The 17,629-nt window shown below is 72.1% G+C and carries 17 protein-coding genes and 1 pseudogene; 8 read left to right on the top strand and 10 right to left on the bottom strand.

The genetic code is table 11. The features are described 5' to 3' along the window. The first annotated feature begins 9 nt into the window (after positions 1-9). Complete coding sequence (locus tag OM076_RS02165) at positions 10-933, top strand: flavodoxin family protein (RefSeq protein WP_270037714.1); 924 nt, start codon at positions 10-12, stop codon at positions 931-933. Here OM076_RS02165 and OM076_RS02160 read toward each other — a convergent pair. Next, positions 893-1,678, bottom strand: coding sequence for a class I SAM-dependent methyltransferase (locus tag OM076_RS02160; RefSeq protein ID WP_270037713.1), 786 nt, complete (start codon positions 1,676-1,678; stop codon positions 893-895). The genes OM076_RS02165 and OM076_RS02160 overlap by 41 nt on opposite strands. Next, on the bottom strand, positions 1,675-2,943 hold the full coding sequence (locus tag OM076_RS02155; RefSeq protein ID WP_270037712.1) for an FAD-binding oxidoreductase: 1,269 nt from the start codon (positions 2,941-2,943) through the stop codon (positions 1,675-1,677). Before OM076_RS02155 ends, OM076_RS02160 begins: the two co-directional genes overlap by 4 nt. Positions 2,944-3,039: 96 nt before the next feature. Here OM076_RS02155 and OM076_RS02150 point away from each other — a divergent pair, with 96 nt between their 5' ends. Next, positions 3,040-3,471, top strand: coding sequence for a MarR family winged helix-turn-helix transcriptional regulator (locus OM076_RS02150; protein ID WP_270037710.1), 432 nt, complete (start codon positions 3,040-3,042; stop codon positions 3,469-3,471). A gap of 2 nt (positions 3,472-3,473) precedes the next feature. Here OM076_RS02150 and OM076_RS02145 read toward each other — a convergent pair whose 3' ends face one another. Beyond that, entirely contained in the window at positions 3,474-5,798 is a 2,325-nt protein-coding gene (locus tag OM076_RS02145) for a hypothetical protein (RefSeq protein ID WP_270037709.1), read from the bottom strand. 616 nt (positions 5,799-6,414) lie between these two features. Beyond that, positions 6,415-9,237: a helix-turn-helix transcriptional regulator gene (locus OM076_RS02140; protein WP_270037708.1), complete on the bottom strand. Its 2,823-nt coding sequence runs from the start codon at positions 9,235-9,237 to the stop codon at positions 6,415-6,417. A gap of 139 nt (positions 9,238-9,376) precedes the next feature. On the opposite strand from OM076_RS02140, the gene OM076_RS02135 reads away from it, so the two are divergent. Continuing rightward, positions 9,377-10,141, top strand: a complete 765-nt coding sequence (locus tag OM076_RS02135) for a glucose 1-dehydrogenase (RefSeq protein WP_270037706.1) — start codon at positions 9,377-9,379, stop codon at positions 10,139-10,141. A 106-nt stretch (positions 10,142-10,247) separates the two neighbouring features. Here OM076_RS02135 and OM076_RS46730 read toward each other — a convergent pair. From OM076_RS46730 to OM076_RS02115, 5 genes and pseudogenes are all read right to left on the bottom strand, one after another. Continuing rightward, positions 10,248-10,675, bottom strand: a pseudogene (locus tag OM076_RS46730) (VOC family protein). Continuing rightward, complete coding sequence (locus OM076_RS02130) at positions 10,672-11,382, bottom strand: SDR family oxidoreductase (protein WP_270037705.1); 711 nt, start codon at positions 11,380-11,382, stop codon at positions 10,672-10,674. The pseudogene OM076_RS46730 and the gene OM076_RS02130 overlap by 4 nt, the downstream one beginning before the upstream one ends. Then, complete coding sequence (locus tag OM076_RS02125) at positions 11,376-11,570, bottom strand: hypothetical protein (RefSeq protein ID WP_270037704.1); 195 nt, start codon at positions 11,568-11,570, stop codon at positions 11,376-11,378. Before OM076_RS02125 ends, OM076_RS02130 begins: the two co-directional genes overlap by 7 nt. A gap of 13 nt (positions 11,571-11,583) precedes the next feature. Next, positions 11,584-12,465: a DUF427 domain-containing protein gene (locus OM076_RS02120; RefSeq protein ID WP_270037703.1), complete on the bottom strand. Its 882-nt coding sequence runs from the start codon at positions 12,463-12,465 to the stop codon at positions 11,584-11,586. A 15-nt stretch (positions 12,466-12,480) separates the two neighbouring features. Beyond that, the gene (locus tag OM076_RS02115) at positions 12,481-12,903 is read right to left on the bottom strand and encodes a hypothetical protein (RefSeq protein WP_270037702.1); all 423 of its coding nucleotides are present in this window, start codon (positions 12,901-12,903) and stop codon (positions 12,481-12,483) included. A gap of 136 nt (positions 12,904-13,039) precedes the next feature. On the opposite strand from OM076_RS02115, the gene OM076_RS02110 reads away from it, so the two are divergent. From OM076_RS02110 to OM076_RS02095, 4 genes are all read left to right on the top strand, one after another. Further along, positions 13,040-13,201: a hypothetical protein gene (locus OM076_RS02110; protein ID WP_372517984.1), complete on the top strand. Its 162-nt coding sequence runs from the start codon at positions 13,040-13,042 to the stop codon at positions 13,199-13,201. Beyond that, on the top strand, positions 13,198-13,431 hold the full coding sequence (locus OM076_RS02105) for a hypothetical protein (protein ID WP_270037700.1): 234 nt from the start codon (positions 13,198-13,200) through the stop codon (positions 13,429-13,431). Before OM076_RS02110 ends, OM076_RS02105 begins: the two co-directional genes overlap by 4 nt. Positions 13,432-13,493: 62 nt before the next feature. Further along, positions 13,494-14,876, top strand: a complete 1,383-nt coding sequence (locus OM076_RS02100; RefSeq protein WP_270037699.1) for a Na+/H+ antiporter NhaA — start codon at positions 13,494-13,496, stop codon at positions 14,874-14,876. Continuing rightward, complete coding sequence (locus tag OM076_RS02095) at positions 14,873-16,594, top strand: MOSC and FAD-binding oxidoreductase domain-containing protein (RefSeq protein WP_270037698.1); 1,722 nt, start codon at positions 14,873-14,875, stop codon at positions 16,592-16,594. Before OM076_RS02100 ends, OM076_RS02095 begins: the two co-directional genes overlap by 4 nt. Here OM076_RS02095 and OM076_RS02090 read toward each other — a convergent pair. Continuing rightward, positions 16,591-16,941 carry a hypothetical protein gene (locus OM076_RS02090; RefSeq protein WP_270037697.1) on the bottom strand — a complete coding sequence of 117 codons (351 nt, stop codon included), beginning with the start codon at positions 16,939-16,941 and terminating at the stop codon, positions 16,591-16,593. The genes OM076_RS02095 and OM076_RS02090 overlap by 4 nt on opposite strands. Positions 16,942-17,110: 169 nt before the next feature. Between OM076_RS02090 and OM076_RS02085 the strand changes: the two genes are divergently transcribed. Next, positions 17,111-17,569, top strand: a complete 459-nt coding sequence (locus tag OM076_RS02085) for a hypothetical protein (protein ID WP_270037696.1) — start codon at positions 17,111-17,113, stop codon at positions 17,567-17,569. Positions 17,570-17,629: the final 60 nt, after the last annotated feature.

The raw sequence follows: 17,629 nt of genomic DNA, 5'->3' as shown, positions 1-17,629 counted from the left end.
GTTGGCGACATGCTTCTCGGCCTTTCTTGCGGACAGCCGCGTGGCAGCGCGGAGATCCTGCTCAAGTGCGCGCTCAGCGCTGCCGCCGACGGCGGTGCGGAGGTCGAGCTGCTGCGCCTGGATGACCTGCACCTCCCGAGCGGGCCCGACGCGCCTGAGCCCGACGACGCGTGGTGGTTCTGGGAGCGGCTCGTCGAGTGCGACGGCCTGATCATCTCGACGCCGATCATCTCGCGCACGATCACCGGGCGGCTGAAGCTGCTCGGCGACCGGCTGCTCGGCCCCAACGCCGACGTCGCGATCATCCGCGAGCTGGTCGCGGCGCGCGAGGCGGGGCGGGAGCCGGTCGTGCCGTTCCGGGTCGACGAGCGCGTGCTCAAGCCCCGGGTCGGCGGCTTCATCGCCGTCGGCGGGTCACTGACATCGCAGTGGAAGACGCTCGCGCTCCCGGTGCTGCATACGATGACGTTCTCGATGCAGACCGCGATCGCCGACCAGGTCGTCTTCGAGGGCGCCGGGACGCCGCAGTCGATCGTGCTCGACGACGCGGCGCTGGAACGCGCCGCGCTGCTCGGGCGCAACGTCGCCTCGCAGCTCGGCCGCGCCTTCGAGCACGTCGAGTACCGGGGCGAGCCGGGCATCTGCCCGATGTGTCATCTCGACGTCGTCGTGCTGCGCGGCACCGAGGTCGAGTGCGCGACCTGCGGCGCGCGCGGGACGCTCTGCGTCGACGGCGGCACCGTGCGCGTCGGGTTCACCGAGGAGGGCTGCCGCTCGTCGGTGATCTCGCTGCACGAGAAGCGCGAGCACTTCTTCGAGATCCAGGAGACCGCGGCGCGCCATCGCGCGCTGCGCGAGGAGATCGACGCCGGTGCCGCCGCCTACGACACCTTCAGCTTCGCCGCGCCACCACGTAGCGAAACACGTTCCTGAGCGCGACGGCGCCGGTCGCGTCCTGGAACGGCCGCATCGCCTCGGTGAGCGCTTCGCGGACGCGCGTCTCCCCGACGGCGCGGGCCGCCCGCGCGCCGCCGGCGGAGGCGAGCAGCGCGCGCAGGGTCGTCTCGGTATCGACGTAGGCCCACGTGAGCGGGACTTCGCCCGCGTCGACAACCTCGAGCCCGGCGGCGATGAGCGCCCGCTCGAGCCCACCCGCCTCGGAGAGCGAGTACGGCGTGTAGCCATCGTCCTCCGGTTCGACCACCAGCGCCTTCATGGCCAAATGCAGGGCCGTGCCCTCGTTGCGCTCCGGCTCGGCGAAGGTCGCCGCCCCAAGCCGCCCGCCGGGCACGAGCACCCGCGCGGCCTCGCGCAGCGCCGTGTCCGGGTCGAGCGCGAACTGGAAGCCGTTGACGCCGGTCACGACGTCGAAGCTCGCGTCGCCGAACGGCAGGTCGTCCATCCCGGCCTCGCGGAAGTCGCCCGCGGGCGTGCGCTCGCGGGCGATCGCGAGCAGCTCCGGGGTGACATCGACGCCCGCCACCTCCGCCCCGCGCCGCGCCGCCAGGGCCGCAGCGAAGCCCGACCCGCAGGCGACGTCGAGCAGCCGCGTGCCGCGCTGGACGCCGGTGACGTCGAGCAGTCGCGCGAACAGCGCCTCGTTCTGCGGCTCGGCGATCTCCGCCCAATCGCGCGGGGCGGCGCTCCACAGCTCACGTTGCTCGTCGAGCGCGCTCATGCCGGGAGGATGTTCTGGTTGAGGCGGAACACGTTCTCGGGGTCGTAGAGCGCCTTCACCTGGCGCAGGCGCTGCAGTGTCGTGCCGTAGGCGACCTCGGGCTCATCGTCCTCCATGAAGTTCGAGTACGCGCCGCCCGTGAGGTGCGGCTCCAGTGCGGCGAACGTCTCGCGCACCCACGCGATCTCGTCATCAGACCGCGCGGCGTCCTCCCATTGGCCCGGCACGTTGATCAGCCAGCGCGCGCCGCGGTGCGGGAAGGCCGTAGCCGCGTCGGGCACGCGCCGGATCGCGCCGCCCATCGCCAGCACCTCGATCACCGACAGGCGCGAGCCGACCTTCGCACCCTGCTCGACAAGGACGTCCATCAGGCCCTCGGTGAGCGTGCCGGTGAAGCCCGCCTTGACGAAGGCGCGCAGCGTGCCGGGCGCGAGCAGCTCGTCGGTGATCTGCTGGATCGCCAGGTACGGCACGTCGTCGAGCGAGCCCGCGGCCGGCTCGAGCTCGCGCTCTAGCCGCGCGAGGCGCTCGCGGCCCTCGGCGATGTCACCTGACCACTCGATCAGCGACATCACACCGGGCACGCCGACCAGCTCGCGCGGCAGCCACGGCGCCTCGGCCGGGCCCTTGCGCAGGAAGCTCGTCCACAGCAGCTCGTCGGGCGCGTCGGTCATCGTGGCTTCGCCGAGCCGCAGAACATCGTGGGCGCGCTCGAGCGGGTGGAAGGTGGCGAGGATCGGCAGCACGGTGAGCTCGTGGGCGCGGAACTCGAACTCGGTGACCACGCCGAAGTTCCCGCCGCCACCGCGCAGCCCCCAGAACAGGTCGGGGTGCTCGCCCGCGCCGGCGCGAACGATCCGCCCGTCGGCGAGGACGACCTCCGCGGAGAGCAAGGAGTCGATGGTGAGGCCGAAGCGCCGCATCAGCCGCCCGACGCCACCCCCGAGCGTGAGCCCGCCGACGCCCGTGTGCGAGACCACGCCGGCCGGGACGACGAGCCCGTGCGCCTGCGCGCCGCGGTCGACGTCCCCCAGCAGCGCGCCACCGCCGACCCTGACCCGCTTCGCGACCGGGTCCACGACGACGTGGTTTAGCGGGCGCAGATCGACGACGAGCCCACCGTCGACCGCGGAATGGCCGGGCAGCGAGTGCCCGCCGCCGCGCACGGCGATCCGCAGGTCGTGCTCGATCCCATGCGCGATCGCGGCCGCGACGTCCTGCGACGACCCGCAGCGCGCGATCAACGCGGGCGAGCGGTCGTGCATGACATTCCAGACCGCGCGCAGCGCGTCATAGTCGTCATCGCCGGGCCTGACCGCCCGGCCGGTGAGTTCCGAAATAGCTATAGATTCAAAGGTATCATGGCCGAGGACCTTGCGGTGCCCCTGTTCGACCTCGCGTGGCTGCTGCCCCGCACGATCGGTGCCGAGCGCGATCCGCGCTGGGTCCTCCCCGCCTCGGAGCTGGAGGTCATGCGCCTGCTCGTGCGCCGCCCCGGCGCGAGCGTGAACGACGTCGCCGCCGGGCTGCGCCTCCAGCCGGCGAACGTCTCCACCACGGTCCGTTCACTCGAAGCGCGTGGCCTCGTCGAGCGCCGCCGCGACGAGCGGGACGGCCGTGTCGTCCGCCTGCACCCCACCGCGCTGGCGCTCGAGCACCGCGAGCAACAGGAGGCCTCTTGGGGCGAGGCGCTCTCGCGCGCGCTCGAAGACCTTCCGCCGGCGGACGCAGCCCAGCTCCGAGCCGCCGCACCCGCCCTGCGCGCGCTGGCCGCCACGCTCGCCCGGGAGTAGGTCTACGGCTGCTTCCCGGGATCCCAGCGCGGGAAGTCGAGGTGATTCTGGAGGATCTCTCCGATCTCCTCCGGGCTACGCAGGTTGTCCGACGAATCGAACAGTTCGTCCCAGACCTGAGCCCACATCGGCTCCTCGTACTCGTCCTTCTGGCCCGCCCGCTGCGTCTTCGTGGGCCCCTCGAAGGTGGCGAGCTTCTGACGGAACCTGAGACCTCCGCCCCGGCCGAACAGCCGGTCGCCGAGGTATTGGTCGAACGCGTGGGTGTGCGAGCCGTGGTGGTCGCCCGCGCTGGTCACGTCGACGAGCGGCCGCGCGTCCTCGAGGGTCGTCTTGAACTCAGCGAAGCTCGCCGTCGGATCGGGGCCCGCGGTGTTCCTGAACTCGTTGATCCCCACGGTGCCGCTGCCCAGGGTCCGCTCGAGTTCCTCTGCGGCGGTGCAGTGGTGCTCGGCCGCCTGCTCCCAGAGGTGGACCATCTGCTGCTCGACCCACTCGACGTCCTCCTTCGCCGCGTAGAAGCGCTTGATCTCCCCCGCGAACTCGGGGTCGGTCTTGGCGATCTCGGCGACCAGGGAGTCGATCTCGCGCGGGCCCTGCTGCGTGGTCTTGGCCTTCTCCTGCACGAGCTTGAGGGCCTTGCGGACGGCGATCTCGACGTCGACGACGCTGGTATGGAAGAAGCGCTTCGGAGGACCGCTGCCCGGTGGGTCCTGCATGTTCCGCGTCTCGCGCACGGGAGTCGCCTCTGTCGGAATGAGCTCGACCTGCTCGGGCTCGGGGCCGTAGTCGTCGGGAACCGGCTCCCTGGTCGTCGGCTCGAACCCGCCCTTGGGCGAGGACACGATCTGCGGCGGCTTCGGCGGCTTGGGATGTCCCGTCGAACCGCGGGGGCGCGGCTTGGCGGCGGGCGCCGGCGGCTTGACGCGCCCGGCGTTGGCGCCTGTGCCGGCGCCGCCGTTCACCGCGTGGCCCGCATACGTGAGGAAGAAGCCCAGCTTGGCGCTGCGTTCCATGTCGTCGATCACGGAGTGGGCGAACTCGCCGAACGTGTGCACCTTGAGCTGGCCGTCGAGCGCGAGATCCATCACGTGGCCGGCCGCGGTCGTGAAGGGCGAAGACCCGACGCTGCCCGCCACCCATTCGACGAACAGCCGCTCGGCGTTTCCGAGGAGCTGTTCCCGCGTCAGACCGCTGGCCGCGATCTCCTCCGCGGTCAGGCCGCTCACCCACGCGCCGAGGCGGCCCTTGAGAACCTGCGAGAACTTCCCGCCGACGACGCCGCCGACGAACCCGGTGACGACGTCGCGCGCGGCGCGCTTGCCGATCCGGGCGACGTCGAGGTGCTCACGCTCGCCGATCCGGATCTCGCCGACTTGGGTGAACGTCTCGTCCGCGGCGCCCACGATGCCCATCGTGCCGGCGCCGTACGCGGCCTGAGCGAGCAGGCCGGCGTCCGCGCCGGCAAACCCCGCGCCCGCCCCGCCGGCCGCGGCGGAGAGGACCACGATCGAGGCCTTGATGCCCGTCACCGCATGGCGCGCACCGCGGTTTGAGTCCTTCACGTGGTCGTCGAGGAGCTTCCAGCGCTCGTTCAACTCGAAGGTGGCACGCTCGAGCAACCGCGTGGCGCGCTGGATCCGCTCCTCGGTGGCGTCGAACGCCAGCGCCTCGCGCATGAGCGGGCTGTTCTCGAGCTCAGCGGGAAGGTGGCGATCGGCCCCGGCCATGACACGGTCGCGGTGGTCCTTGAGTTCGGCCTCGGTGCTGTCCAGGACCGCCCTGACCTGCGAGAGCGTCCCGCTGCCGACCTCGTCCCACATCCCCGGGTCCGGCACCTTGGTGTCGCCGATGAGCTCCGACCAGTACCCGGCGGTGCGGTGCTCCTTGCGTCGCTCCTTCAACCGCAGGTTCTCCGCGCGGCCCTCGTCGAGGTCGGAGTGCACGATGTGCCAGACCTGGCGCAGCTGCGCGACGGCCTGCGCGGGCGTGAGATTCTGGAACTGGACCGGCTTGCCTTCGATCGTGACCTCGAACTGATAGCCCCGCTCCCGTTTCGCGACGACGTACTTGACACCGGGCTCCGGGAGCGTCGGGAGCCGCTCCACGACGCGCACCTCATCTTCGTGCGACGCCGCGGGCGCGCGGTGCACGGCGCGGTGACCGCGCAGCAGCGAGGAGACGCTCGCGTTCCCGGCCGTGCGCTGGAGCGCGAGCACCGTCGACGGGTCGAGCCGCAGTGGCGCGCGCGGAGTGGTCTCGGGCCGCCCGGTCGGCGCGGCCTCCGGCTGAACTCGCTCGTGCCGCTCTGGCTCGACGCTGCGCATGACTGGCATCAGAGCGGCGCCGGCCCGCTGTGGCAATCGGGACGCTCCCCCTGACTTTCGCGGCGTCCGGGTCGCCGCGTCGTCTCAGGGTTGTCCGTGCCACTGACAACATTTGGGAGACGAAAGTCAACTGCGCCGGTGAGGGGGGAGGCGGTTTCGTGGCGCCACCCGTCCCGGGCTGCCGTGAGTCCACGTGGTGGCCGGCCTTCCCACCTCACTCGGCCCCGAGACTGACCGTCGAGGCACGGGCCACGGAGACAGAGAGGGCGTTCTCACGCACGCCGATCACCCCGCCGGACCGAGTTGCGACCGGGGGTGTGTAACGAGAGCTTCCTGTCAGGAACTTCTCGTGCCGCACCCCCACCAACGCGCCACATCGAACAGCGCGAACCTGAGCGAAACCCGCGATCCGCCCCGCAAACGCGCACGGTCGACCACGGCGGCCGACAGATGGGCGCTCGAGGGCTCGCCTTTCCTTCTCCGTAGCCCGTAACTGTCGGTATCCCGGTGCGGCACTTCGAGGCAGCAGAGCCGAGCCGCGCGCCGGACGGCGGCAGGCAGACCCGGAGGGCGCGCCACTCCCCCTCCCCCACCCGGCGCAGTTGACTTTGCGTCCCTACACGGCCCTCAGCTCTTGCGGCAACTGCCGCCGCGAGCTGATGCTGAGCTTGCGGAACGTCCGGTGCAGGTGGGTCTCGACGGTCTTCTCGGTCACGAACAGGGCTTGCGCGATCTCGCGGTTGCCCATACCCCCGGCGGCCATCTCGGCCACGCGGCGCTCGGCCGCGGTCAGCGCGTCGACCCCCGAGAACATCGCGCGGCGCGGGCGCGCGCCCAAGACCGTCAGCTCGGCGCGGGCGTCGGCGACCAGCGGTGCGGCCTCGCAGCGCGCCGCGAGCTCCATCGACTCCTCGAGCGTCGAGCGGGCGCGGCTGCGCTGGCCGTCGCGCCGCAGCGCCCGGCCGAGGTCGAGCAGCGCGCGGGCGAGCTCGAGCTTGTACGCCGAGCGGCGCAGCGAGTCGACCGCTTCCGTCAGCCGCGCCTCGGCCTCAGCAGGATCGCCGACGACGGCGCGGATCCGCTGCGCCGTCCCGAGGCCGCCCGGCGCGCCCCACGTGGTGGAGATCGCGAGCTGCTCGTCGGCCAGCGCCACCGCGCGCTCGTGGGCGCCGGCGGCGGCCAAGGCCGGCGCGGCCCACACCCGCCACAGCGCGCCGCGCTCCTCGTAGCCGCCCGCGAGCGCCGCCTCCCCGAAGGCGAGGAAGTCGGCGGCGGCGCCGTCTGCGTCATGCTCGACGCCGAGCCGGAAGAACGCGCGACCGGCCCGCGCCCACACGAGCTCCGGCCGCTCGAACGCGTCGAGGGCCTCGGCGCCGGCGAGCACGGTGCGCGCCGCCTCGACCTGCCCGCGCCCCAGCAGTGCCTCGACCATCCACGTGCACGCGAAGGCGACCGAGCGCAGACCCACCGGGCTCTCGCCGAGGGTCAGCGCGAGATCGAGGGCGACCTCGAAGTCGGCCGCCGCGGACGCGAGCCGCCCACGCGCGAGCGCGGACTGCCCCGAGATGAACGACGCCATCAGCAACTCGGAGATCGAGCCGTGATCGCGCGCCCGGGCGAACAGCGCGACGCGCTCGCGCTCCGCCGCGTCGAGGTCCTCGGCCATCACGAGCACGTACGGGGCTTGCGCTCCGGCGACGCTGTCGACGGGGAACTCGGCGGTCAGCGCGCCCGCGCCGAGGGCCTTGTGGGCGATCACGACGGCCGCGTCGCTGCGACCATCGCGGTCGAACGAGACGAACAGCCCCGCCTGCACGAGCGCGAACCGCTCCTCGGGAGTCCGCCCCTCGAGCGCTGCGAAATCTCGCAGCAACTGGTCGCGCCAGGGCGGCGTCGTGGTGTCGCGGATCCAGTTGGCCAGCAGCGCGCGCTCGGCGTCGAGCCGGAGCTGTGCGGCGCCGCCGAGTCGCACGCCCTCGCGTTCGAGCGCGGCGAACGCGTCGTCGATCCGGCCCTGCGCCGAGTACGCCGTGCCGAGCGCGACCGCGGTGCGCACCGCGAGCTCGGGCGGCGGCTCCAGCTCCAGGGCGCGTCCCAGATGCTGGATCGACTCAGGGATCGAGCCGTCGCGCAGCGCCGCCTCACCCAGCCCGACGAGCACCGCCGGGAGATCGGACGGTGCCGGGGGCTCGGCCAGCGCCCGCCGCAGCAGCGCTGTCGCGGTCTGGATCGCGCCGCGCGCGAGCGCCCGCTCGGCCGCCTCGCGCAGGGTGCCGCTGACGCGCTCGTCGCCACGCGGGCTGGTCAGTACGAGGTGGTGGGCGATCTCCTCGACCGGCGCCCGCTGGTCGGCGAGCGCTCGGGCGGCCGCCGCGTGCAGCTCCTCGCGGCGCCCGAGCGAGATGTCCGCGTACACCGCGGTCCGGACCACCGGGTGCACGAAGCGGGCGACGTCCCCCGCCTGCGTGAGCCCGGCGCGGGTCAGCTCGTCCAGCGGGCCTGTGACCGCGAGCGGGTCGAGGTCCGCGATCGCCGCCACGAGCGTCGTCGACGCGCCCTCGCCGGCGACCGCGAGCGCCTCGGCGAAGTGCCGCGCGCGGTCGTCGAGGCGGCCGAGCCGGAGCAGGATCGACAGGCGGACCTCGCTCGGGATCAGCGTGTTGATGCGCTCCAGCAGCGCGCGCTCGTCGGCGGGCGCCGATGTCACCAGCTCCCCCGCGACCTGGCCGAGCAGGAACGGGTTCCCGCCCGACACCCGGTGGCAGGCCTCGATGGCGGCCGCGGGGAGCGTGCCGTCGAAGGTCCCGCGCAGCAGCGCCTCGCTGCCGGCGGCGGTCAGCGACTCGACCACGACGCGCCGGTCGGCCTGCGCGCGCAGGTGGTGGATCAGGCCTGGATCGGCGGGCTCCTCGCCGCTCCTGATGCCGAGCATCAGCAATACGCGCAGCGAGTCAACCCGGCGGGCGAGGTAGAGCAGGAACCGGGCCGACGCGACGTCCGCCCACTGGGCGTCGTCGATGACGAGCACGAGCGGCCCCTCCGCCTCCAGGTTCGCGACCAGCCAGTAGAGCCCGTGATCGACGCCGGTCTCGGGCGAGAAGACGACGTCCGCGTCCGAACCGACCGCCGCCTGCGCGAGCCTCGCGGCGCCGGCCAGCAGCCGGTCGCGCTCCTCGGCGGAGGCCTCGTGCAGGCGCCGCTCGAACAGCTGGCGGGCGATCCCGTAGGTCACGTCCAGTTCGAGCTCTCCCCCGCGGGCGGTGAGGATCGCCGCGTCCCGCTCGCGCGCGACCGCGGTCAGCTCGGCGAGCAGGCGCGTCTTGCCGGTACCCGCCAGGCCTTCGACGACCAGCAGCCCGCCGCCACCCGCGACCGCCCGTTCGAGCAGCTCGGTGGCGATCGCGAGCTGGGCGTCTCGCTCGATCAACCCCGTCGACACGGCGCAGGAGTTTGACGCGCCGACTCCGGCGCCGCAATCCCGGATTAGCAGGAGAAACACATGAGAATTCGGTGGCGCGCATCGCTCCGGCGAGGTGGACGTCCGCCGACACCGTGGTCGTCGCCTAGGCTTGCGGCGGGTGACGGCGCATCCTCTGTTCGACATCGACGGACGCACCGCGCTCGTGACCGGCTCGAGCCGGGGCATCGGGCGCGCGTTCGCTCAGGGCCTGCTCGAGGCGGGGTGCACCGTGGTCATGCACGGACGCGATCCGGACCGGGTGCGCGCGGCGGCGGACGCGCTCGAAGACGACCGCGTACATCACGTTGCCTTCGACGTGACCGACGCCGAAGCGGTGGCCATCGGGGTGGAGGAAGCCGAGACGCTCGTCGGACCGCTCGACGTGCTGGTCAACAACGTCGGGATCCAGCATCGTGCGCCCCTGCTCGACTTCCCAGACGCGGCGTGGCAAGAACTGCTCGATACGAACTTGACGAGCGCGTTCCTCGTGGCTCGCGCGGTCGCGCGTGGCATGGTCGCCCGCGGCCGCGGCAAGATCGTCAACATCGCGTCGGTGCAATCGGCCTTGGCGCGACCCGGGATCGCGCCGTACGCCGCGACCAAGGGCGCCCTGAAGATGCTCACACAGGGCATGTGCGCGGACTGGGCGCCCGCTGGCCTGCAGATCAACGCGCTCGCGCCGGGCTACATCGACACCGAGCTCACGCAAGCACTCGTCGAGGACGCCGAGTTCAGCCGCTGGCTGCGCGCCCGAACTCCCGCAGCCCGCTGGGGCACCGCTGAAGACCTGATCGGCGCGCTCCTCTTCCTGAGCTCGCCCGCCTCGGACTTCGTGAACGGGCACACCCTCTATGTCGACGGAGGCATGCTCGCCGTCGTCTAACCGACGATCGTCAACAACGCGAGCGCGACGACGAGCAGGCCGGCGGTCATGGGCAGCAAACGCGTGTACATGTTCGCCCCAACGCGGCGGAGTCGCAGAACTGGCGCTAACTGAATCCGCGTTCCTGCAGCACCCACGGTTGCCGTCGGGGTCGGCGAAGCCGGCGAAGCTCGCGTAGTCGGCGCGTCCCGGCTCGAGTCCGGGCGCGAACGCTCCTCGCCACTCCGCGAGCGGGGTCTTGTGGTAGATCTCGCCCACCTCGACCCCGTGCGCGACGAGCTCGTCGCGAGCGGCTTCGAGGTCGGACACGACCAGGTAGATCCCGCCGGTCGAGCCGGGCACGGCGTCGGTCAGCCCGACGCCGATCTGGATCGACGTGCCCGACCCGGGTGGCGTCAGCTGGACGACTCGGAAGCTCGGCGTCGGCGCGTAGTCGACGTCGAGGGCGAAGCCGGCCTGCGCGGTGTAGAACGCGAGCGCCCGGTCGACGTCGGTGACGGGCAGGATGAGCACTTCGATGGCGGCGGTCGTCATGTCAGCCGCTCGCCGCCGTCCACGTGCAGGGTGAGCCCTGTCATGAACGGGTTGGTCAGGGCGAGCATCGCGGCGCTCGCGACGTCGTGCGTGGTGCCGATGCGGCGGGCCGGGTTCTGTTCGGTGAGGTCGGCGAAGAGCTTGCCCTTGCCCTCCGCGCCGAGCGCGTCCCAGGCGCCGGTGTCGACGACGCCGGGCGAGATGGCATTGACGCGGATCGGCGCGAGCTCGACCGCCAGCGAGCGCGTGAGCGTGTCGGCGGCGCCGTTGGTGATCGCCACGGCGAGCGTCCCGACCTCGATCTTGAACGCGGCGACGCCGGAGAAGAGCAGGATCGAACCACCCTCGCGGACCCGCGGATGGAAGGCGCGCGCCAGCATCAGCGGGCCGATGACCTTCGTGTCGAGGGAGCGCCGGATGGCGTCGCGCTCGAGCGTCTCCAGGCGACCGCGGGCGCGCGCCGACGCGGTCGAGACGAGATGGTCGAGCTCGCCGACGCGCTCGGCCAGCGCGGCGATCGACGCGTCGTCGTTGAGGTCGACGGTCTCGACGCGCACGCCGGGTTCGCCGCTGTAGGCCTCGGTCAGGGTCTCGGGCCGGCGGCCGGCGACGATCACGTTCGCCCCGGCCTCGAGCGCCGCCTGCGCGATCCCCCTGGCTATGCCGCTGCCGCGGCCGATCACCAGCACGGTCTTGTCCTTCAGCATCTCGTTCTCCTTGTGGTTGCGATCAGTCCGTCGTGGTCGGCGCGGCAGGCCGGGCAGCGCTCGAGGTGCACGGCGACGCCTCCAAATCGCGCGCGGGCGTTGTGTCCCGCGAGCTCCGCGTCGACGTAGCGGTCGAGCACCGCGCACGTGTGGCCGCAGCCCGCGTCGCGGCGGTCGAGCTCGAGCATGCGTTCGATCGGGTCAGGACGCCGCGGCAAGGGTCGACCTCAAAGCGCCGGCCTCACCGATGCTGAGGTCGCGGTCGATGCCGTGGGAGACGACGTTCTGCCCCGGCTCGAGCGCCAGGCGCTCGCCGTCGAGCGTCACCTCGACGAGGTCCGGCTCGAACGACACGAGGTCGGCGATCGCCGACATGTCATCGATCGGCGCGCGGTAGGACCATGCGGCGCGGGCGACGCCGTCGATGTCGTGGTAGGACGCGATGCCCTTGTACGGGCAGAAGGTCTGGAGGTCGTTGCCGGCGAGCGCCTCGCCGGCGATGTCGGCGCGGGGGACGTACCAACGCGGGGCGAAGCCGGATTCGTAGAGCACGAGCGGGCGGTGCGTGTCGGCGATCACCCGGTCACCCGCCCGCACGACGAGGTGCCGCGACGTGTGGCGGACGTCGATGCGGTGATACGGGTCGGCGGCGTGGCCGAGGATCCGGTCGTCTTCTTCGTAGAACGCATCCATCGCCCGCCAGGCCAGCGCGATCTTGCCCGCAAGGATCGAGGCGTGCTCGGGCAGCGCCACGTATTCCCAGGCCCCGCGCGGCGCCTGCCGCGTCTCCCCCACGACCTCGAACCAGGCCGTCTCGCCCAGCTCCGGGTGCTGGCTGCGGTGCTCGATCGGCCGCAGCGCGCCCGCGGCGAAGTCCTCGCGGGGGAAGTACGCGACCGGATACCGGCCCGGCTCGAAGAGCACGACCGCGTTGTCGCTCTCGACCACGGTCGTCCCGCCGAGCTCGGCGCGCATGCGGCGTCGCAGCGGCTCCGCGTAGAGGACGCGCTGCGGCATGTCCGGAATGAGGAACTGCCCGTTGGGGTTGCGGCCCAGCGGACCCTGCTGCCATGAAAGACCCATCGTGTGCTCCGATCGTCAAAGGCTGTCGTGAGCGTTGGTGACGGGTCGCACCGCCGTCTTACCGACTCGTTCTACGATCAGCCGGTGAGCGTCGAACAGCCATCGCGGCAGGTGGGCGACGTGGTCTCGCGGCGCTGGGTCGAGCACCTGCGCGCCGACCATCCGCGCCACGGACAGGCGGTCGCCAAGCTCCACGGGGTGCTGCAGCGCGCCGCGCTGCACGAGCTGCATCGCCGGCGCGGCCAGCTGCAATCGCTGCGCGGTCCGGAGTTCGACGACGTCGCCCAGCAGTGCGCCGACGACGCGCTGGTGAACATCCTGGCCAAGCTCGAGGACTTCCGCGGCCTCAGCCGCTTCACCACGTGGGCGTACAAGTTCGTGATCTTCGAGGTCTCCGGCAAGGTCGCGGCACGCGTGGCGCGAGCATCCGCCGAGCACCGAGGAGGTCGTCTGGGAGCAGCTCCCCGACGAGCTCGCGGTCAAGCCCGGCGAGCAGGCGGAGCGCCGCGAGCAGTTCGCCGCGCTCAAGACGGCCGTCGACGAGGACCTGACGCCGCGACAGCGCGAGGTGTTCGTGGCGATCGCGCTCAACGATGTGCCGATCGACGTCCTCGCCCTGCAACTGGGCTCCAACCGCAACGCGGTCTACAAGAACCTGTTCGACGCCCGCCGCCGCTTGCGCGCGAGCCTCGCGGCGGCCGGTCACCCACTCACGGAAGGGGAGGCGCGCGCATGACCGACCTCGAAGCGCTCGACGCGCTCCTGCGCGCCCAGGAAGGCGACGCGGGCTGCGACGCCGGCGTCCCGATCATGGACCAGTACGTCGAGATCGAGCTCAACGCCGGCGACCCGAGCGAACGCTTCCCGGGCACCGCGATCCACCTGCGCGTCTGCCCCGGCTGCCGCGCCGATCACGACGGCGTCCTGGAGGCGGCGCGCCGGTTCGGCGACATCGATCCGGACTAGCCCGGTAAGACCTGGCGAGCGCAGCGCACTCATCTCAGCGGATACCCGAGAGGAGCGCGACCATGGCCCGCCGACACACCACACTCACCCGCATCGCCCAGGCGCTGCGCCCCGACCCAAGCCGCTTCGCCGCCGCGGCGGCGCTGCAGGACCCGAGCCTGCTGATGGAGGCGCAGGCGCAGGAGGAGCGGGTCGAACGCACCCCGCGGTTCACCGCGCTTCGCGGCGCCCTGCGCGCCGAGAGCGGCGGCGCGCTGCTGCTCGTTGCGGCGATCGCCCTCGCGCTGCTGTGGTCCAACGCGCCGGGCGGCGGGAGCTACGACGCGTTCTGGCACGCCCCGGTCGCGCTGACCGTGGGGCCGTGGACGCTTGCAGCCGACCTCCGGACGTGGATCGACGAAGGGTTGATGACGCTGTTCTTTCTCGTGGTCGGCCTCGAGGCCAAGCGCGAGCGCGACCTCGGCGAGTTGCGTGAGGGAAGGCGGCTGACCGTCCCGGTGCTCGCCGCGCTCGGCGGGATGGCCGCGTCCGTGGGGATCTACGTCGCGGTGACCGCCGGCGCGGGTGGGACGGGCTCCGGCGGCTGGGGCGTGGCGCTGTCCACCGACACGGCGCTGGCGCTCGGCGCGCTGACGTTCACCGCGGGGCGTTACGGCAAGCGGCTGCAGATCTTCATGCTCACGCTGCTGGTCGTCGACGACTTCGTGGCGCTGCTGGTGATCAGCGTCGCGTACCCGTCGCGGATCGACGTCGCCGCGACGATCGTCGCCGCCGCCCTGCTCGCCGCGCTGCTGACGATGCGGGCGATCGCGGGCCGCCAGTTCCGCGCGCGTGGCAACTCGGCATCCACGCTGTGGGTGCTCTCGATCGTCGCCGGCCTGGGACTGTGGCTCGCGCTGTTCGAATCAGGCATCGACCCGGTGATCAGCGGCCTGCTGATCGGCCTGCTGACCAACGCCTACGAGCCCGAAGGCCGCGTCGAAGCGGTGATCTCGCCGAACCAACGGCTCCTCACCCGGCTGCACCCGTGGACGAGCAAGCTCGTCGTCCCGCTGTTCGCGCTGGCCAACGCGGGCCTGCACATCGACCGCCAGTTGCTCGCGCGGGCGGCGACCTCGCCGGTAACGTGGGGCATCGTTCTGGCCTACGTGATCGGGAAGCCGCTGGGCATCGTCGTCGCCGCCTGGGCCGCGAAGTCGAGCGCGCCGCGCCACGCCGCGCTGAGCCTCGGCTGGGGTGAGCTGGGCGGCACCGCACTGGCGGCGGGCGTCGGGTTCACGGTCTCGCTCCTGATCGCGTCGCGGGCGTTCGGAGGCGAGTTGCTCGACGAGGCCAAGGTCGGCATCTTCCTCACCGCGCTGCTCGCGCCCGCGCTGTCGCTGCTCGCGCTGAACGCACGCCGGCCGAGGCTCGCCGGCTGCCTCTCCCCGGTGCCGGCGCGATGAGCGGGCGGCTGGTGTCGCTCAACGTCGGCGGCCCGCGCGACGTCGCCTGGGAGGGCAAGACCGTCCGCACGGCGATCTGGAAGACGGAGGTCGAGGGTCCGCGGATGGTGCGGCGGATCAACATCGACGGCGACGACCAGGCCGACCGGCTCGCGCACGGCGGCGAGCACCGCGCGGTCTTCGTCTACCAGCTCGGCTCCTACCGCTACTGGGAACGTGAGCTCGGGCGGGATGACTTCACCCACGGGCAGTTCGGCGAGAACTTCACCGTCGAGGGCCTGGCCGACGACGAGGTTTGCATCGGCGACCGCTACCGCATCGGCGAGGCGCTGTTCGAGGTGACCCAGCCGCGGGTCACGTGCTACCGCGTCGGCATCCGCTTCGAGCTCGCGGCGATGCCGTCGCTGCTGGTGGCGCACCATCGGCCCGGCTTCTACCTCCGGGTGCTCGAGGAGGGCTCCGTGCAGGCCGGCGACGCGATCGAGAAGGTCGCCGACGGCCCGGAGCGCCTGACGGTGGCGGACACCGACGCGCTGCTCTACCTGCCCGGCAAGTCGCCGGCCCGTCTGGAGCGGGCGCTGCGCATTCCGGCGCTCAGCGAGGGGTGGAAGGGCAGCTTCCGTGACCTTCTCGCCAAGGCGGAGGACCACACGGATCCGACGCCCGCGTGGGCCGGCTTCATGGAGCTGCGGGTCGCCGAGGTGCGCCCCGAGAGCGCGTCCGTGACGTCGTTCCGGCTCGTGCCGGAGGACGGGAGCGAGGCGAGGCCGGCGGCGGCGCCGGGCCAGTACCTCACGCTGCGCCTGCGCAGTGGTGCCAACGCCCTGGTCCGCAGCTACTCGCTGTCCGACGTGCCGGGGCAGCAGGGGTTCCGGGTCAGCGTGAAGCGCGACGGCGCCGCGAGCCGCTATTTGCACGAACAGGTCAAGGTCGGGGACGTGCTCGACGTCGCCGCTCCACGCGGCGCGTTCGTGCTCCGGGCGGGCACGCGGCCGGTCGTCCTGGTCAGCGCCGGGGTCGGCGCGACCCCGGTCCTGGCGATGCTCCACGCGCTCGCCCGCGAGCACAGCACGCGGTCGGTGTGGTGGCTGCACGGCGCGCGCAATCGTGCTGAGCACGCCTTCCATGACGAGGCGGACGCGCTCCTCGGAGCGCTCGAAGACGCCCACCGCGTCGTGGCGTACAGCCGTCCCGGCCCCGAGGACGCGCTCGGCGCCGACTACGACGTCGCCGGCCGGCTCGACCTCGGCGTGCTGGAACACGCCGGTGTGCCCGTTGACGCCGACTACTACCTGTGCGGGCCCGCGGAGTTCATGAGCGCCATCGAGGTCGCGCTCGGCGCCTACGGCGTCGCGCCCGAGCGGATCTCGACCGAGGCCTTCGGCGCCGTCGCGATCCGCGCCTCCGGGATCGTCAAGGACGGCGACCGCCAACCGCACGCGCCCGACGGTGGGGCGGGCACCGGCCCGACCGTCACGTTCGTCCGCAGCAGCCTCGCCATCCCATGGGACGACCGCTACCCCAACCTCCTCGACTTCGCGGAGGCGTGCGACGTCCCCGTGGGCTTCGGCTGCCGCAACGGGGTCTGCCACAACTGCGAGAGCGGCCTCCTCACCGGTGACGTCACCTACGACATCGAGCCGCTCGAACCGCCACCCGCGGGCCGGGTCCTGGTCTGCTGCACCCGGCCCGGCTCTGAGGTGACGCTGGACCTCTAGACCATGCCGTAGAAGCGGATCGTGACGTCGCGGCGCGTGCAGGTGTGCCGGCTCGCGTAGGTGTCGCCGTCTTCGTTCTCGTAGAAGTGGATGCGGCAGGTGAAGCCGTCGACGTGGCGAGGCATCTGCGGCCCGCCGGCGCGCTTGGCGTAGGCGCGCATGAAGCCGGCGGTCCTGGCGCAACTCGAATGCCGCTGCGAGGCCCACTTGAAGAAGCCGTTCCAGGCGTGGGCGTCCGGGCAGCGGGTGAAGCCGCGCGGGACGTCGTAGCGCGGCTCCGCACTGGCCTGGGCCGGCGCCGCGAGGAGCAGCACGAGCCCCACGATCATCGTCAGCCGTCGCATCATCTGGATCCCAGGATGACCGGCTTCGTGTCCCTTTGGCGGGATCATTGTGTCCGGCTTATCGTCCGGGACGCCGCCGGGGTTGAGAAAACCTCAGGGTTCGACCCCGATTGTCACGCGCCCGCGCGGGAGGGAACCTGCCTGGCTTCCCCCCGACAGCAAGGATCGCGACATGTTCGACAAGGCGATGACGAAGAGCATCCAGGCCTACCTGCAGCCCGGAGAAGAGCTCCTCAACGCCACCATCGTCCAGGGCAAGGGCCTGGCGAAGATGTTCATCGCCGGCGGCGTCGTCGGTGCGACGGCCGCTGCCGCGCGACGCGACCGCAAGGCCGCCGACGAGCCCGAGGGCACGATCCAGCTCTCGAGCAAGATGGGGATCGGCGTGACGACGCAGCGGCTGCTGCTGTTCAAGGCCGGCGGAGCCATGACGCTGAGCGCCAAGGAACTGCTGAGCGCGGTGCCGATCGACGACGTCGACTCCGTCGTCGTGGGCAAGGGCATGGTCACGAAGCCGATCACCGTGACCATCCGCGGCGAGTCCTTCCAGGTCGAGGCCGCACGCGCGGTCAACACCGACAACCTCGTCTCCGCGGTCGAGCAGGCGAAGGCGTCCAAGCGCGCCGCCTGATCCTCATCTGAGCGCTACGCTCCGCCTCATGTATTAGTCCAGGCGACCAACGAATCGCCC

This window comes from Solirubrobacter ginsenosidimutans (genome assembly GCF_027587205.1).
This window is presented reverse-complemented; position numbering and strand designations above follow the sequence as displayed.

Bases quoted from the DNA above. Each gene is read 5' to 3' on its own strand.
- OM076_RS02105 (WP_270037700.1), top strand. From the start codon at position 13,198: ATGACCGACCTCGAAGCGCTCGACGCGCTCCTGCGCGCCCAGGAAGGC.
- OM076_RS02085 (WP_270037696.1), top strand. From the start codon at position 17,111: ATGTTCGACAAGGCGATGACGAAGAGCATCCAGGCCTACCTGCAGCCC.
- OM076_RS02095 (WP_270037698.1), top strand. From the start codon at position 14,873: ATGAGCGGGCGGCTGGTGTCGCTCAACGTCGGCGGCCCGCGCGACGTC.
- OM076_RS02145 (WP_270037709.1), bottom strand. From the start codon at position 5,798: ATGCGCAGCGTCGAGCCAGAGCGGCACGAGCGAGTTCAGCCGGAGGCC.
- OM076_RS02160 (WP_270037713.1), bottom strand. From the start codon at position 1,678: ATGAGCGCGCTCGACGAGCAACGTGAGCTGTGGAGCGCCGCCCCGCGC.
- OM076_RS02125 (WP_270037704.1), bottom strand. From the start codon at position 11,570: ATGCTCGAGCTCGACCGCCGCGACGCGGGCTGCGGCCACACGTGCGCG.
- OM076_RS02100 (WP_270037699.1), top strand. From the start codon at position 13,494: ATGGCCCGCCGACACACCACACTCACCCGCATCGCCCAGGCGCTGCGC.
- OM076_RS02090 (WP_270037697.1), bottom strand. From the start codon at position 16,941: ATGATGCGACGGCTGACGATGATCGTGGGGCTCGTGCTGCTCCTCGCG.
- OM076_RS02150 (WP_270037710.1), top strand. From the start codon at position 3,040: ATGGCCGAGGACCTTGCGGTGCCCCTGTTCGACCTCGCGTGGCTGCTG.
- OM076_RS02155 (WP_270037712.1), bottom strand. From the start codon at position 2,943: ATGCACGACCGCTCGCCCGCGTTGATCGCGCGCTGCGGGTCGTCGCAG.
- OM076_RS02120 (WP_270037703.1), bottom strand. From the start codon at position 12,465: ATGGGTCTTTCATGGCAGCAGGGTCCGCTGGGCCGCAACCCCAACGGG.
- OM076_RS02130 (WP_270037705.1), bottom strand. From the start codon at position 11,382: ATGCTGAAGGACAAGACCGTGCTGGTGATCGGCCGCGGCAGCGGCATA.
- OM076_RS02165 (WP_270037714.1), top strand. From the start codon at position 10: ATGCTTCTCGGCCTTTCTTGCGGACAGCCGCGTGGCAGCGCGGAGATC.